This window comes from Flavobacterium nackdongense (assembly GCF_004355225.1).
GTDB lineage: Bacteria > Bacteroidota > Bacteroidia > Flavobacteriales > Flavobacteriaceae > Flavobacterium > Flavobacterium nackdongense.
The window spans coordinates 4,093,014-4,109,888 of the sequence record NZ_CP037933.1 but is presented as its reverse complement, the minus strand read 5'-3'; the positions used below and the strand labels follow the sequence as shown (position 1 = coordinate 4,109,888).

The 16,875-nt window shown below is 35.6% G+C and carries 12 protein-coding genes; all 12 read right to left on the bottom strand.

Annotation, left to right across the window (positions count from 1 at the left end; translation table 11 throughout):
- On the bottom strand, positions 1–1,053 hold the full coding sequence (locus tag E1750_RS17315) for a family 43 glycosylhydrolase (protein ID WP_133277973.1): 1,053 nt from the start codon (positions 1,051–1,053) through the stop codon (positions 1–3).
- A 14-nt stretch (positions 1,054–1,067) separates the two neighbouring features.
- Positions 1,068–2,684, bottom strand: coding sequence for a sulfatase family protein (locus tag E1750_RS17310; protein WP_133277972.1), 1,617 nt, complete (start codon positions 2,682–2,684; stop codon positions 1,068–1,070).
- Between the two features lie 180 nt (positions 2,685–2,864).
- Positions 2,865–3,884: a glycoside hydrolase family protein gene (locus E1750_RS17305; RefSeq protein ID WP_133277971.1), complete on the bottom strand. Its 1,020-nt coding sequence runs from the start codon at positions 3,882–3,884 to the stop codon at positions 2,865–2,867.
- Between the two features lies 1 nt (position 3,885).
- Positions 3,886–5,346 (bottom strand): glycoside hydrolase family 27 protein, encoded by a 1,461-nt coding sequence (locus E1750_RS17300; protein ID WP_133277970.1) that lies wholly within the window; start codon positions 5,344–5,346, stop codon positions 3,886–3,888.
- A gap of 90 nt (positions 5,347–5,436) precedes the next feature.
- On the bottom strand, positions 5,437–6,942 hold the full coding sequence (araA, locus tag E1750_RS17295) for an L-arabinose isomerase (RefSeq protein ID WP_133277969.1): 1,506 nt from the start codon (positions 6,940–6,942) through the stop codon (positions 5,437–5,439).
- Between the two features lie 44 nt (positions 6,943–6,986).
- Positions 6,987–7,688, bottom strand: coding sequence for an L-ribulose-5-phosphate 4-epimerase (locus tag E1750_RS17290; RefSeq protein WP_176582360.1), 702 nt, complete (start codon positions 7,686–7,688; stop codon positions 6,987–6,989).
- 2 nt (positions 7,689–7,690) lie between these two features.
- Positions 7,691–9,370: a ribulokinase gene (locus E1750_RS17285; RefSeq protein WP_133277967.1), complete on the bottom strand. Its 1,680-nt coding sequence runs from the start codon at positions 9,368–9,370 to the stop codon at positions 7,691–7,693.
- 14 nt (positions 9,371–9,384) lie between these two features.
- On the bottom strand, positions 9,385–10,041 hold the full coding sequence (gene fsa / locus E1750_RS17280) for a fructose-6-phosphate aldolase (RefSeq protein WP_133277966.1): 657 nt from the start codon (positions 10,039–10,041) through the stop codon (positions 9,385–9,387).
- Positions 10,042–10,045: 4 nt separating this feature from the next.
- On the bottom strand, positions 10,046–12,082 hold the full coding sequence (locus E1750_RS17275) for a transketolase family protein (protein ID WP_133277965.1): 2,037 nt from the start codon (positions 12,080–12,082) through the stop codon (positions 10,046–10,048).
- A gap of 11 nt (positions 12,083–12,093) precedes the next feature.
- Positions 12,094–13,413, bottom strand: coding sequence for a glycoside hydrolase family 27 protein (locus E1750_RS17270; protein ID WP_165698072.1), 1,320 nt, complete (start codon positions 13,411–13,413; stop codon positions 12,094–12,096).
- A 14-nt stretch (positions 13,414–13,427) separates the two neighbouring features.
- Positions 13,428–15,185, bottom strand: coding sequence for an SLC5 family protein (locus E1750_RS17265; RefSeq protein WP_133277963.1), 1,758 nt, complete (start codon positions 15,183–15,185; stop codon positions 13,428–13,430).
- Between the two features lie 2 nt (positions 15,186–15,187).
- Entirely contained in the window at positions 15,188–16,759 is a 1,572-nt protein-coding gene (locus E1750_RS17260) for a glycosyl hydrolase family 28 protein (protein ID WP_165698071.1), read from the bottom strand.
- Between the last annotated feature and the right edge of the window lie 116 nt (positions 16,760–16,875).

Sequence of the window (16,875 nt, the reverse complement as noted above, 5' to 3'; positions counted from 1 at the left end):
TTAAAATTTTTGTACTTCTTCTTTTCCAGGAGTAGCATAATTATTATCCTTTACAATCACTTTAACATCTCCTTTGATCATTTTAAACTCAATAGGAACGAGAGTAAGTCCTTGTTTGTTTATCGTATAAGCGGTATCTGTTAAATCCATTTGCTGGGCTTCATTTCCTGAAAGAACAGGCTTACTCGCATTATAAAATGCAGTACACCACCAATTGCCGTTTTTATCCTTAAAAGGCGTACCATGACCTAAAAAACGACCAGCAAATTTTCTTTCATTATATGGGCCTGTAACTTTATCTGCTGTTGAATAATACAAATTATACGTTCCGTGCCGCATGATATCAGTACTCCAAGCGGTACCAAAAAGAACATATTTGTTCTCTATCTTTACGATATAACAACCTTCATGTCCCATTTTTCTATTTGAAGAACCAATTTTAATAGCCTCACCAGCAAATCCACTAAAATCATCTTTTAATTGGGTAATTTCAGCACATTTATCAATTAACCAAGGTGTTTTACCATCCATAAAAATAGCTGGGTCATGATGTCTTCCAAAATTAAGTCCAAAAGGTTCATCAAATGGTCCTTCCAATTGTTTTCCTTTTGAAATCATGAGATTTGATACTCCTTGATTTGAAGTTGAAACAACTACCCATTTCCCATTTACAAAATGAATTTCGGGAGCCCATATCATTCCTTCTTTATCATTTATCTTTCCTTTTTCAATAAGCATTTTCCCCCAGTCTGAATCTTTTGCTTTCCATTTAATCCCTAAATTCTCCCAGGAAACCAAATCCTGACTTCGATAAAACTGCATTCCGGGTTCGTTGTTTAGATTGCTATTCTGTCTGGTACACGATAAATAGTAATATCCATCAGGAGCAAGTTCTATAAATGGGTCACGCATCCAAATGTCCTGCATTAAATAAACAGCATTCTTGTGGTTTTTTATTTCTTTTAATTTCCCTAAATTTTCTTGTGCTTTAGCTTCACTAAAAAACAATATTATAATAAACAATAACAAGCTTTGATTTATTAATTTCTTCATGTATTCTTACTGATCTAATCGTTTTGTAAAGTGTTTTTCTTTCTAATTACTGTCTCTAAGTTTTCGCCATTATTGTCAATATACGTGGGTTCATAATCATTGGGATCCGCCCAATTTAAAGTTCCAATTTTGCTATTCATATAATTTTCATAATAATTTCTGTACTGTGTGAATGGAAATTGTTCGTATAAATAACCGTAACCTTGCATTCGTAAATCATCTTGAGCCATCAACTTTTGATTCATGAAATTTTCTAATTCATCAAGTTGTTTTTTGTAATCGCTATTGTAAGCGAGATTATTGAGGCAATAAGGGTCTTTTTTGATGTCGTAAAATTCTAAATCTAGGCGCTTACCAAAACTCAACTGCCAAAACTTTTTATCGACTCCTGAACGGCGCAAATTAATCAATAAAGATTTTGTTGGGCTTTTATCTACATTCAAATATCCTGTTTCTGGATTGCAAGCTGGCCATCGATCTGACTCATAATTATGTAAAAGCAACATATTGTCTTTATGTATTCCACGCACTGGATAGCCTTGGTCATTTGGTCTTCCAGGATCATGGCGTTCTTGACCAACTAAAACAAAATTTCGATCAGAATCAATCGTTCCCGATTTATTAGTTTCAAAAATATTTAGCAAACTTTTGCCTGGGCTTGGATACATTCCTGAACGTTTCCAATCTATACCTGCAACTTCCAATAAAGTAGGAGCAATATCTACAAAACTAATATAATCATCTGCACTTCTATTGGGTTTCAAAATTTTACCTTTCCACATAATAGCCATAGGAATGTGATTCGAATTTTCATATTGATTTCCCTTTACACGAGGAAAAGGCATTCCATGATCAGAGGTGTAAATTATGAGGGTGTTTTCTAATTGATTTGTAGCTTTAAGTTCATTTAAAACCCTAGTGACATGGCTATCAGCATATTCCAATTCCATTGCATAATCAAGTAAATCGTGTCGAACTGAAGTAGAATCAGGAAAATATTTAGGAACTTCCTTTATCATATCCAGTCGTTTACCACCTTTTTTTACACCCGATTGATATTCATAACCTCTGTGGGGTTCATTAATTCCTATCCAGAAATTCCAAGGATTTCCCTTTGGAACTTGATTTAAAAAATCTTTAAAATTAGCACTATAATCGTTTACTGAGATTTCAGTGGTTGGAGATTTCGTTTTTTTTGCATCGAAGCTTTTCCCAACTAAATCTCTAACTTCCCCAGTTGCTGTTAGTGCGATACCGGGAGACCATCCTTTACCTGTATGCCCTGTGACATATCCATTTTCCTTTAAAACCTCAGGAAAAGTTTTAAATTTTGATGGAAAATAAATATAATGATTAGCCACAGCATCCAATTGCCAAGAGTTTCTACCTGTTAAAATTGAAGCTCTTGATGGGGCACACTTCGCATTGGGTGTATAAGCTTTAGTAAATAATATACCTTCTCTTGCAATTTTATCAAATGCTGGGGTTTTTACATAAGAACTTCCATAAACACTCATATCTAAACCAGCATCGTCAAGCATAATTACTAAGATATTAGGTCTGGTTTGTTGCGTTTGTGCTAGAATAAAAATGGGAAACCAAGCAAATAAAACAACCAAAAAATGTTTCATACCTTTTCAAAATTAATTAGAATTACCTGCTTTCTATTTGAAATATATAGCATCGAATTTATATTCTACTAATTGTCTATCAAATTTGATAAAAACATTACTTTTTGAGTTGTTTTTTTGTTCACTATTCTTGCTCTTTGATTTTTTCCTTCCTAGAAAAACAACAAAAAACATAAATTTTTATGGTTTACAGTTATAATTCGATTTTTGGTCTGTAGTATTGCAAATTTTCAAATTATTTTGTCCCGCAGTTCTTCTTTTTGAATATTGCCCTACATTAATTTTTGCGTCTGTTATAGTACCGTTTAATGTCATCGTGCTCTCCCATAAACTTACCATTACGGCATTCGGATTATCCACTTCCAAACCATCAATATTAACAGTAACAGTAAATTTTCCTGCACGGCCATCGATAACTGCGTTGTCGGTTGCACCACGTCCAGAATCTCCAATAATTTTTATGTTTTTAAAATTACAGACAGCTCCATTGGAATAATTACCCCAACCCAATTGAATTGGAACTGCATTTTCGACCATTTTTATGGTACAATTTGAAACTGAATAATTAAAATAGGCTTTAAAAACATCATCACCTGCTTCAAAATAACAATCATCGACCGTAGAACCATTTCCGCCAACAAAGCCATCACTATGATTTTGATTGCCTCCACGATTATCAATAAAATCACAACTTTTGACATGAACAACATGACCAAAACCTTGAACAAAATAAGAAAACGGATTTAAAACCATCAAATTCCTAATCGACATAACTCCGCCCCTGTTTTCAAACTGTGCATAATGCCATTCTTTTAAATTCTGTTTTCCAGGATTATTAGCGTCTGCCCATTGCTTTAAATTAGTTCCAAAAACGACCGATGTTTTTCTATCTTCTCCTGCAATCAAAACATCCGAGCTGGTTTGAAACGCTCCTGTAACCATTACTTTTTTGCCTATGATGATATTTTTAACTTCCTTTGGAACAACCCAAAAATGATTTTTTTGATCGTTTTCTAAGTCCTTCCCTATACCTGTTTTTTGGGCAAAGAATATAACTCCAGTTTTAAGAAAATGTACTGTTTTAGTCTTTTCATCCCATTTAATTTTCCCAGAATAATTTTGTTTCAATTCGGAAATCGATTGAGAAAATACGGGAAATACCCCAATCAAAAGTACAATGAGTATGATATATTTTTTCATTTTATTTTTTTATCATTTTATATGCTTTAACTCCGTGAACTGGTATATTCTTGGCTGTAAACACATTCGAAAAATCCCCTAACTCCTCGTTAGTCCATAAATCGACAAATTTGTAATTACCATCCCAATATTCCCAATGAAAATAAAAACTTAGATCTCTTGATTTTTCCCCAAGGTTAAAAAATGCGATGTATTTTTCTTTCCCATCTTTAGATTCTGCAGTCCAAATACGATCTTCACGTTGCATCCCTTCATAAACAAAATTGGCCACTTGATGATTATTAATACTATTTTGATCAATATCCAATAATTTTGAATTACTAATCATCTCAAAATCTTCGGCTTTACTTGTCAAAGGATCTCCTCCCCAAATTAAGGGTGATTTAGCAAAACACCAAAGTGTCATTAATGTTTTTTGCTCGTCTTTGTTCAACCTAGAAAAATGCTCGGTTTTATCGCTACTCTCTTCTTGCAAAGGGTAATCACCAATACACAAGTTACCAATTGGAATCATATCTAAATCTGGCCAGGTACCTTGATTTATCAGTGGTTGCCATGCATAAGCCAAATCGAACATATGTGCTACACTTTTCCATTTGTCCCAAAAATCAATCGAAATACGGTACATATTTGCATTTTTTTCTAAATGGTTGGCATAACTCACCATTGTTTCACCACATGACAAACTCAAAACCATCGGACGACCGCAATTATCGATTGCTTTTCGTATTAATTCAATTTCTTTTGAATGATAAGTTGGTGCCGAAATATCGTCCACTTTAACAAAATCAACGCCCCATTTTGCATACAATTCAAAAAGAGAATTATAATATTCTTGAGCACCTGGTTTAAAAGGGTCTACGCCATACATATTATTATTCCATTTGCAAGTGTCTTGCAATTTAGCAATATCTTTTGCAAAATATTTTGAATTCTTTATGGGAGTGTTTTGAGCAACTGCTTGACGCGCAATTCCTCTCATAATATGAATTCCAAATTTCATTTTTTTATTATGAACATAATCGCCTATCGATTTAAATCCTGTATCATTTTTAGCAGATGGAAAACGATTGATTGCAGGCAACAAACGACCGTATTGATCCATCGTTAGTATAGGAGAAAAGTTCCCTTTGGCATCTTTTTCTTGTTTTAAAGGAAAAGTTTTCCAGTTTTTCTCATCCCATCCTTTGGGACCTGGATTAAACCAACAAAAATCTATTGTTGCGGTATTGTATCCCAAGGGCAATAATTTCTTTTCTAATATATCAACAGCCTGCAAAAATTGTTTTTCGGTTACCGCTCCTTGATAAGCGTCATAACTATTCCAACCCATCGGCGGTGTGGTCGCAAAAGATTTAAAATCAGCTGTTTTATCTCGGTTTTTGTCTTGACTGTAGGTGAAATTCACTGTGAAAAGTCCAATTACAGCACCTAAAACAAGAAGTTTATGATATGATTGCATAATGAATTGTATTAAAATGTAGTATAAAAATACCCCCAAGTTGTACTCGGGGGCATTGCTAAATTACTATTAACTTAAAAAAATAGTTTGTTAATAACGGCTATTGATACCATAAGAAGTGTCGTTCCAACGCAATTCTTGTTTGAATCGGTATAGATCTGTTTTCTCGTCGATTAATAAAAATTCGATATCCATCATTTCGGCAAAATCTTGCATTTGTTCGGCAGATAAATTTTGACTGTAGCCTGTATGGTGTGCTCCTCCAGCTAAAATCCAAGCTGAAGCAGCAGTTTGCAAATCTGGTTTTGCATCCCATAAAACGCGAGCTACTGGTAGTTTTGGCATCTCGTTGTCAATTTCTAAAGCCTCTACCTTATTTACCAATAATCTGAAACGATTACCCATATCAATAACCGAAGCATTTAAAGCACTTCCTGCTCCAGCATTGAATACCAAACGAGCTGGATCTTCTTTTCCTCCTATTCCCAATGGATGTACTTCAACTCGAACTTCCCCTTTGGCAATCGAAGGACAGATTTCTAACATATGTGAACCTAAAACAGCTGAATTTTTCGGGTCGAAATGGTAGGTGTAGTCTTCCATAAAGCTATTACCACCTTCTAATCCAGCAGCCATCACTTTCATAGAACGAACTAATGCAGCAGTTTTCCAATCTCCTTCTCCGCCATATCCAATACCACTTGCCATCAAACGTTGGGTTGCGATACCTGGAAGTTGTTTCATTCCGTTCAAATTTTCAAATGTATTTGTAAAAGCTGTAAAACCACCTTCTGTTAGAAAAGCTCTTAACCCTATTTCGATTTGAGCTGAATCTCTTAACGAAAAATGTTTTTCAGCACCTGCTACGATGTTTTTTGCTAAGGTGTAGTTATCTGCATATTCCTTAATCAATTCTGTTACTTCTTTATCGCTAACTTGATTGATATATTTTGTCAAATCTCCAATACCATACCCATTTACTTCATAACCAAATTTTATTTGAGCAGAAACTTTGTTCCCTTCCGTAACAGCAACTTGCCTCATATTGTCGCCAAAACGAGCCACTTTCATTGTCTTAGAATCCGCCGCTGCGACAGCAACTCGAGACCAGTTTGCAACTTGTTTTATCACATCTTCATTTTCCCAATGCCCAACCACTACTTTACGATTGATACGCATTCTTGATACAATGAATCCAAATTCACGATCACCATGAGCAGACTGGTTTAAATTCATAAAATCCATATCGATGGTTCCCCAAGGAATATCTCTATTGAATTGCGTGTGCAAATGCAAAAATGGCTTCTGTAAAGCTTGCAATCCCGCAATCCACATTTTAGCTGGTGAAAAAGTATGCATCCAAGTAATTAAACCAATACAATTATCAGTATTGTTGGCCTCCTTACAAACTTGATGTATTTCATCAGATGATTTCACGACTGGTTTAAATACAACACTTACTGGGATTGTAGAGCTGTTATTATATGCTTTAGCAATTTGCTGTGAATGTTCAGCTACTTGTCTTAATGTTTCTGGACCATATAAATGTTGACTCCCTGTCACAAACCAAACTTCATATTTTTTTAAATCTATCATTTTCTTGTATTTTAAATTATTTTATATTGCAACCTGTAGTATAATTATTTTTGACCGTAATAAGAATCTACACCGTGTTTACGTTCATAATGTTTTTTAATCAAGGAATCTTTCAATCTCGGCGCAGTGGGATTAATCTGTCTCGTAATGAAAGCCATTTGCGCAATTGTTTCTAATACTTTACTGTTATATACCGCCTTAGCAGCCGTTTTTCCCCAGGTAAATGGCCCGTGATTTCCAATCAAAACCATCTCTACTTCCTCGTGAGAAAGGTTTTTATCCTTGAAACAATCTAGAATCTGAATACCTGTATTGTGCTCATAATTACCTCTTATCAACTCATCACTCATTGGCGGAGCGCAAGGAATATCTGCCGTTAAATGATCCGCATGAGTTGTTCCAAAGATTGGAATATCTAATTGCGATTGAGCCCATGACACTGAATACATAGCATGAGTGTGCGCAATTCCGCCAATTTCTTTCCAATTCTTGTACAAATAAGCGTGTGTTTTTGTGTCTGAAGAGGGACGCATACTACCTTCAATAATATTATTATCAAAGTCGACAATCACCATATCCTCTGGTTTTAAATCTTCATAAGCGACTCCACTAGGTTTGATGGCAAATACGCCATCTTCCCTATGAACAGCACTGACATTACCAAAAGTATAAACTACCAAACCCAATGCATTTAATTGCATATTTGCCTCGTAACATTCTTGTTTTAATGAATTATACTTACTCATAATTATAGGTTTTTCATTATATGATCTTCTATTGTAACTCCTAGCGCGATGTATCGTTCGTAAACTTCACGATAGGCTGTTGCATTTTCTGCATTTGGTTCATAAACAATTTCAAATGGGCTAGCCATTGCATTCATTGCTGCAAATGTATCCTCGTGTACTGTTGCTGCAACGGAACCAAAAATGGCTGCACCCAAAGCACAAGCTTGTTCTGATTGTGCCACCTTGATTGGCATGTTTAAAACATCTGCCATCATTTGCATAATAAAAGGTGATTTTTTTGCAATTCCTCCTAAAGCAATAACTCCGTTAATTGGAATACCTTCAGAAACGAATCGATCCGCAATAGTTTTAGCACCAAAACAAGAGGCTTCAACAAGTGCTCTAAACACTTTTGGTGCCGCGCTGCCCAAGTTTATACCTGCTATTACTCCTTTTAAGTTCTGATTGGCATCTGGTGTTCTTCTTCCGTTCATCCAATCCAAAGCTAATTCTCCGGAAGCACCAATCGGTTCTTTCGCCGCAGCTTCACTCAACTTTGGAATAATTTTAGCAACTGTTTCTGCTATTAATGCTTTTTTTGTAGCTTCATCTAAAATGGAAGTAGCACCAATAATTTCCTTTATTGGCCAAGATAACAAACGCTCATACCAAGCATAAATATCTCCAAAAGCAGATTGACCTGCCTCTAATCCTAACATATTTGGAATTACAGAACCATCCACTTGTCCGCAAATTCCTTTCACTAAATGTTCTTTTTCTTGCAGTGGAGTAACCACAATATCACAAGTAGAAGTTCCCATTACTTTAGTTAAAAAATACGGCTCAATGTTTACTCCTACTGCACCCATATGACAATCAAAAGCTCCTACTGCCACAACAACAGAAGTTGACAATCCTAAACGATCTGCCCATTCTTGCGAAAGTGTTCCTGCAGCAACATCTGAAGTGTAGGTTGCAGTATATAATCTATTGGTTAAGCCATCTAAAATAGGATCTAGAGCAACAAAAAAATCATTTGGAGGTAAGCCTCCGTACGATTCGTGCCATAAAGCTTTATGTCCTGCTGAGCAACGGCTGCGTTTCATTTGAGTTACATCAGTTCCTCCTGTTAATAAAAACGGAATCCAATCACAATGTTCAACCCACGAATAAGCTGCCTCCAAAACAGAAGAATCTGCTCTTGAAACATGTAAAATTTTTGACCAAAACCACTCAGAAGAATAAATTCCTCCTTCATACTGAGAATAATCTATATCCCATTTTTTGCACAAAGCATTAATTTCATCTGCTTCCTTAATCCCGGTATGATCTTTCCAAAGCACAAACATTGCGTTGGGATTTTCTTCAAATCCTTTTAACAATGCCAATGGAGTACCAGTCTTATCTACTGCTACTGGAGTAGATCCTGTAGTATCCACACCAATACCAATAATATTATTAATAACTTCATCAGAAACTTGTGAAACAACTGATTTAATAGTTTTTTCTACTCCTTCAATATAATCCAAAGGATGTTGTCTAAATTTATTTTTAGAAGGATCACAATACTTTCCTTCCTCCCAACGGGAATAATAATGGACTGCAGTTGCCAATTCTTCGCCTGTTGACGTATTTACCACTAGAGCGCGAACCGAATCGGAGCCAAAATCCATTCCAATCGAATATTTCTGAGTACTCATAACCTATATTTTTTCTATTTATTCCCTTTTTGATAATCAGCTAAAAATTGAGCCAATCCGCTATCTGTCAAAGGGTGTTTCAACAAGCCAGTAATCGACGAAAGTGGGCCCGTCATTACATCTGAACCTATTTTAGCACAATTGATAACGTGCATCGTGTTACGAACCGAAGCTGATAATATTTGAGTTTTAAAATCATAATTATCATATACTTGTCTGATTTCAGCAATTAATCCCAAACCATCAGTAGAAATATCGTCTAGTCTTCCTAAGAAAGGAGACACATAAGTCGCACCTGCTTTGGCAGCTAGTAAAGCTTGTCCTACTGAAAAAACTAAAGTTACATTGGTTCTAATTCCTTTATCAGAAAAATATTTACAGGCTTTAACTCCAGCGGCTATCATTGGTAATTTTACCACTATCTGTGGGTGCAAAGCGGCTAATTCCTCTCCTTGTTGAACCATTCCTTCAAAATCAGTAGCAATAACTTCGGCAGAAACATCCCCATCAACAATATTGCAGATGTCTACATAATGTTTCAAAATATTTGCCGCACCGGTTATTCCTTCTTTCGCCATCAAAGAGGGATTTGTGGTAACACCATCTAAAACTCCCAATGCTTGCGCTTCTGCGATTTCATTCAAATTTGCTGTATCGATAAAAAACTTCATTTTTCTATTTTTTTAATTTTAATAATTCCATTACTTGTTTGAAAACATTCTCGCCTGTAAAACCAAATTTTTCATCCAATACCGTTGCTGGTGCTGAATAACCAAAATGATCTAGTCCAAAAACTTTTCCATTTTTTCCAATTAAACCTTGAAGATTAACTGGCAAACCTGCTGTCAATCCAAATACTGGCTTATTGGCAGGAATAATGCTTTCTTGATATTCTTCTAACTGCAATCTGAATAGTCCTTCAGAAGGAACAGAAACCACTTTTGCTTTAATATTTTCTCGACTTTCAAGTAAACTAGCTCCTTCGATTAGAGTAGCTACTTCCGATCCGTTAGCAATTAAAACTACATCTGGGTTTTCTACTTCTACAATAGTGTAGCCTCCTTTTTCTGCTTGAAGTGCCTCTTGGTATCTTGACGAAGATGTAGCGGGTAAATCCTTAATTCCTTGGCGAGACAAAATCAATCCTGTAGGCACTTTAGTATTCTCTAGTGCCATTTTCCAAGCTACATTTGTCTCGGCAGAATCTGCAGGCCGTAATGCAATAAAACACGGTTCTCCACTATGATTTTTTAATTTTTCCAACAATCTTATTTGCGCTTCTTGTTCAATTGGCTGATGCGTTGGTCCATCTTCTCCCACTCTAAAAGCATCGTGAGTCCAGACATACTTCACAGGTAACTCCTGAATAGCACTCATTCTAATTGCCGGTTTCATATAATCTGAAAAGACAAAGAACGTCGCTACTACCGGAATTACACCTCCATGCAAAGCGATACCGTTGGCAATGGCAGCCATAGTCAATTCGGCAACACCTGCTTGTAAAAAGGCACCTGAAAAATCATCCTTCCTTAATGCTTGTGTTTTTTTTAAGAAACCATCTGTTTTATCACTATTAGATAAATCCGCAGAAGAAACGATCATATTTTCAACATTCTCAGCCAAATAAGCCAAGACATTAGCCGATGCTGCTCTTGTTGCTAATCCTGTTTTATTAACAATGGATTCAAAATCCAAATCTGGTAATTTACCTGCTAAAAATCCATCCAGTTTATTTGACAATTCTGGATTTTCATTTCTCCAACTAGCGATTGCCGCTTTTTTGACACTAGATTCTTCAATTTTTCTTTTTAATAAAGAGTCATAATAGGCTTCAACATCTTGGTATATTGCAAATGGATCCTCAACATTGGCTCCTAAATTTTTCAAAGTTGCTTTAAAGTCGGCACCGGTATGACCTATCGGTTGACCGTGCAATTCACAATGACCTTCCCAATTTGCTCCAGTCGCAGTAACACAACCCTTACCCATAATGGTTTTACCAATAATCAGGGTCGGTCTCTCTTTTTCTTGATTTGCAGCAGTTAAAGCTTTTCTGATTTCATCGTGATTATGTCCATCGATGGTCATCACATTCCATCCCCAAGCTTCATATTTTTTTGCTGTATCTTCAGAAGTAACTTCGCCGGTCATTGTTGACAATTGCACATCATTAGAGTCATAAAACATTATAAAATTGTTCAATCCTAAATGTCCTGCAATTCTTCCCGCACCTTGAGAAATTTCTTCTTGAACACCACCATCAGAAATAAATCCATAGATCTTATGATCCATCCAATACCCGAAACGTTCGGCTAAGAATTTTGCTGCAATAGCGGCACCAACTCCCATCGTATGGCCCTGCCCTAATGGACCAGAAGTATTTTCAACACCACGCAAAACGTCTACTTCTGGGTGACCTGGAGTTACTGAGCCCCATTGTCTGAACTTTTTGATATCTTCTTTTTCATATTTCCCCAATAAGTAATATTGAGCATATAATAAGGTTGATAGATGCCCCGCATCCATAAAGAAACGATCTCTGAATGGCCAAGCCATATCGCTCGGGTCAAAATTTAAAAATTCTGAATACAAAATGTGCATATAATCTCCACCGCCCATTGGACCACCTGGATGTCCGGAATTGGCTTGTTCTACCATTGCAATGGCTAATGCTCTAATATTATCTGCTGCTCTTAAATCAATGTTACTCATTTTTTCTATTCTTACTTTGATATTAAATACATTTTAGCCCCATGAGGAGCTACTTTTGCTGAAAAACTTGTAGTGTAATTACCAAGATTTCCTTTTTTCCATAAATCCCTAACTGTCACTTCATCATTACAATTTACATCGGAAAAATTCATTGTGATTTCTCGTTCTTCATCCGAAATATTAAAAAGGGCAAAGTATATTCCTTTCTCATTTTCAGCTATCCAGATTTTCTCTTCTTCATTTCCTTTTAATAAGCGATTGTTCCAGCTATTCTGATTCACTTCCAAAACCTCTTCATTACTAATTAAACTGATAGTAAATTCCGATGTTTTAGGCAAATTACCGCCAAACATCAATGGAGAACGAAACATGGACCAAAGTGTCATAACTGTAGTTTGTTCATCATTGGTGAAGTTTGAAACTCGGTTAGTTCCTCCAGACTCACCTCTTGGCAAATCCCCTAAAGGCAACATATCGGCATCTGGCCAATGTCCAGCTGTTACAAAAGGAGCCCAGGTGGCGCAACGATTCATTTGCATCTTTAGCGAACCCCATTCATCCCAAAAATCTGCTGATATACGCCATAAATTTGCGTTGTTTCTTAAATGATTGATGATGGTTGTTTCCGGACCACCAGGAGAAATACTAAAAACTATATCTCTACCGGAATTGTCTATGGCTTTTGCCATTCCTTCGATATCATCAATTCTATATGGGGAACCCTCACCTGTTGGAGAACCACTACTTCTATGCACTTCAGACCAGGCATTTACATCGTCAGCTTTGATATAATCTACACCCCAACCTGCATACATTTCAAATATAGAATCATAGTATGCTTGTGTTTCAGGTTTTGAAAAATCTAATGTTCTCAAGCTATTGAACCACGGACATCTTTCTCTATCGTAAGATATTTGATCCGCTGTTAGATTGGTGCCTTTTACTTTTGACTTTTGCTGCACCGCTTGAACAGGAATTCCACGCATAATATGTATGCCTAATTTTAATCCTAAACCGTGAATATAATCGGCTAAAGGTTTAAATCCCGCACCATTTATTGAGGATGGAAAACGAATTGGATCGGGAATTAATCGACCATAATCATCTATCAATTGCGGGATATTTTCGGTTTTGTAGTTATGATTATCAATTTCGGTTCCATACCAACCCAAATCAACCACAACATATTCCCAACCAAATTGTTTTAAGTTATTTGCAATAAAATTAGCATTTTCTTTTACTTCATCTTCTGTTACATTGGTACCAAAACAATCCCAACTGTTCCAGCCCATAGGCGGTTTCAATGCCCTATTAGAAATTTTAGTATTCATTATTATTTGTTTATTTAAAGTACAATTGAAAAAGTGAGAATAATGCCTACCAACATTAAAATACATATTATCCACCAAAACAGGATACTATTGTACCATCTGTCGCCCAGACCTTCTTTTAAAGCAGATCCGTTGATATTGAAAACCAAATCATTCCCAATTTTGTTTTCACCGGCTTTTGCTGTAACTAAAGCCGAAACAGCACAGACAATCATAGAGAACACCCAAGTAATTAAGCCCTGATTGGCAAATGGTTTGATAATATTGGCCATTTCAGAAGTTGAATCCTGTAAGGGTCCAAACTCTAAATATTTAAGAAAACCTGCCATAGCAAAACCTGCAAAAATGGTGATTAATGCCGCTTTTCCGTTGACACGTTTCCATAACATACCCAACAGGAAAATTGCCGAAAAAGGTGGAGCAATGAAGGTGTAAAGGGCTTGAATTAATATAAATAAATTCACTTTTGTAGCTGTAGCTAAAATAACTGCAAATCCAACAGACAACAATAAAAACACAATGCCAGAAATTTTTCCAACTCCCACATAATGGTTTTCTGATTCATTTTTAACAAAACTATTTCTGTACAAATCCATTGTAAATAAAGTCGATGTGGAGATCAAAACCGAGCTCACGGTCGATTGGATAGCGCCAAAAAGTGCGCCTAATAAAATCCCTTTCATAAATGTTGGTACCAAAATATTGATCATAACAATATAGGTTTTGTTGGCCTCTTCACTTTGAAAACCCCAATCGGTTGTGGTTAAAAATTCTGGTTTCATTGCAAAAAAGATTAATCCTGGAATTACAACAATCACAGGTAAAAACAATTTTAAAAATGAAGCCAATAACATTCCAGCTCTTGCGTGATACATATCCTTTGCAGCAAGAATTTTCTGAACCATAGTTTGATTGATAACCGTGTACCATAATCCGATATAAAAAAAGCTAAATACCCAATGAGTCCAAGGATTTGAATAATGATTAAGAGGCTGAATTACAGACAATCTGTTATAACTATCTCCTTTTTGGGCACCTTTCAGAATATTAGGCACATTTTCACTTATCCATTCTTTTGACCAAGCCACTCCACCGGAATTTACTTCTACCATTTTAGTAAAACCAGGAATCATTCCATCGCCATGACCTAAATAAATCAACCCCAAAACGGTAACAATTAATCCGCCTGAGATTTTAATAATAATGGTCAACATATCCATAAAAGCAACGGATTTAAGTCCACCCCAAATGGCCCATCCACCAGTTGCAATACCTATAAGTAAACATGCGGCCAATGGACTAATCTTAAAAAATACAACTAAAATTAAACTACCTCCATAAATTACAGGTCCCATAAAAGCAAAAACATTAGCTAAAAGAGACACCACTGCAAAAATTATTCGAACCTTTTTATTATATCTTAATTCTAAATATTCAGGGGTTGTATATACTTTTGAAGACAACAAATACGGTATGAAAAGCCAAATCAAAAAAGTAAAAGCAATCACTGTACTCCACTCACCTGTGGCAACACTGATACCATAAATTACCGCTGCTCCAATCAATCCGATAAAATGTTCTGTACTAATATTGGCTGCTATATACGAACTACCTACAACATACCAAGGCAAAGTCCTACCAGCCAAAAAATAATCAGAAGAATTTTCATTTTTTTTGCGTCCATACCAATAACCAATAAAACTTAAGATTACTAAATAGCCAAAGAAGGCAACATAATCCCAAAAAGAAAGTAAAAAAACTGTATTTTCCATTATTATTTAACTGCTTTTAAATTAGAAACAAATTCGTTTGAGATTAATTTTATTTGATTGAGATCTGTCAAAACTCCATCATTTGTAATTATGTTCTTAAAAATAATTCCTTCGATATTACTTGCCTTGCTTTCTCCCTTCAATTGTTTTCCGATATCTTTAAAATTGGCATGTATGGTAAAATTCTCAAGTAATAAATTCCTCAATTTACCACCACCAGCTCCTTGATAATTAGATTCACCAATTTCAACATCAAATAAATTAGAATGATAAAGCGTAATATTTCTAAAAATCAAATCGTGAATATCAGCACTGCCTCCGTGACGAGCTGCAATAAAAGCTTTATTAGTACCTGTTAAACTCACCGCATTTTCAACCAAAATGTTTTTGGCATATCCGGCACCATTCCAAGTGAGCATTATATCCGCTCCATTATTGTCTAATCCCCAAAACACCATATTTCGTAATGTAATATTGGATACCGATACGCCTGTCAATTCATTACTACCATCCCATTGCAAGTTGTCCGTTCCATTTTCCTTATCAAACAATCCTGTAATACAAACACGATCGTCATTGCTGGCAATAAAAGAATCCTCAACTAAAATAGTGTTGCCATAAGTATGTATTCCATCGTTATTATGCTCGCCGAAACCACATAATTTTATATTATTGATTTTGACATTATTGCAGTTAGCAACTTCTAGTTGATAACTAGGACTATTCATTATGGTAATACCGTCTATTACTATGTTTTGCGAGTCTGTAAAAACAACCCCTAACCAGTCGGCATCCCATTCTTGCTCTCTAGCTTTTTCATTAGATGAGGATTCCTCTGCGTGAGTAACAAAAGACTGTGAGAGTATGCCCCTTCCGAGAATTTTTACGTTATTTTTTTTATTGGATTTAATTGTAGCTTCTAAAATTGCACCACCTGCTACATAAACGGTATGAATTCCGTTTACAAACGGGTCCCATGCTTGACCGTACTGATGTATTCCAGGTCCCAAATACAAAACTCCTTTATCCGTTTTGGATGGAATATTTGTTTCCGGCTTTTCGGCACTGATAATTATCGATTGTTCAAGTCCGTCAACAACAGCTGATATCACAAATTTTTCGGGCTTGTTCAAAGTAAAAATTATACTATTTGTAGTTTCATCAACCTTAACATCTGCTCGTTTTGGAAGAATTTTCCAACTGGATGCTTTTCCATTCAAACTATTGATTTGAAGCTTCACAGTACTCGACATAGAAAAATTCACATAAGAAACTCCTTGATAGGAGATACTCTTCAGTTGCTTTATATGCTCATATTGATCCATTATTTCGCGAGAATGGTAAACGAAGGCGTTTTGTCCGTTGACTGTAAGATCGAAAATGGTGGATTCTTTAAGCCCTTTTATTTTCTCTAAATTGATCACTGAAGGATGTAAGGTGACGTCGCCAATTGAATCTGTAATCTTAGCGTTTAGGGTATTGACTAGTAAACCAAAGAATAAAATGTATTGAAGTGTAGCAACTGCTTTTGATTTAAATTTTTTATTCCTAATCGAATTAAATTGTGTAGGCATTTTTATACTATTTAGCAATGAATACAACAAATTTATTAGTAGTAAGAACATTTTTCGTTGCTCAAATGAATTGATATTTTGTTTATATGTATTAATTTAAAATAATTTGAATAAGT

Bases quoted from the DNA above. Each gene is read 5' to 3' on its own strand.
- E1750_RS17315 (WP_133277973.1), bottom strand. From the start codon at position 1,053: ATGAAGAAATTAATAAATCAAAGCTTGTTATTGTTTATTATAATATTG.
- E1750_RS17310 (WP_133277972.1), bottom strand. From the start codon at position 2,684: ATGAAACATTTTTTGGTTGTTTTATTTGCTTGGTTTCCCATTTTTATT.
- E1750_RS17305 (WP_133277971.1), bottom strand. From the start codon at position 3,884: ATGAAAAAATATATCATACTCATTGTACTTTTGATTGGGGTATTTCCC.
- E1750_RS17300 (WP_133277970.1), bottom strand. From the start codon at position 5,346: ATGCAATCATATCATAAACTTCTTGTTTTAGGTGCTGTAATTGGACTT.
- araA (WP_133277969.1), bottom strand. From the start codon at position 6,942: ATGATAGATTTAAAAAAATATGAAGTTTGGTTTGTGACAGGGAGTCAA.
- E1750_RS17290 (WP_176582360.1), bottom strand. From the start codon at position 7,688: ATGAGTAAGTATAATTCATTAAAACAAGAATGTTACGAGGCAAATATG.
- E1750_RS17285 (WP_133277967.1), bottom strand. From the start codon at position 9,370: ATGAGTACTCAGAAATATTCGATTGGAATGGATTTTGGCTCCGATTCG.
- fsa (WP_133277966.1), bottom strand. From the start codon at position 10,041: ATGAAGTTTTTTATCGATACAGCAAATTTGAATGAAATCGCAGAAGCG.
- E1750_RS17275 (WP_133277965.1), bottom strand. From the start codon at position 12,082: ATGAGTAACATTGATTTAAGAGCAGCAGATAATATTAGAGCATTAGCC.
- E1750_RS17270 (WP_165698072.1), bottom strand. From the start codon at position 13,413: ATGAATACTAAAATTTCTAATAGGGCATTGAAACCGCCTATGGGCTGG.
- E1750_RS17265 (WP_133277963.1), bottom strand. From the start codon at position 15,185: ATGGAAAATACAGTTTTTTTACTTTCTTTTTGGGATTATGTTGCCTTC.
- E1750_RS17260 (WP_165698071.1), bottom strand. From the start codon at position 16,759: ATGCCTACACAATTTAATTCGATTAGGAATAAAAAATTTAAATCAAAA.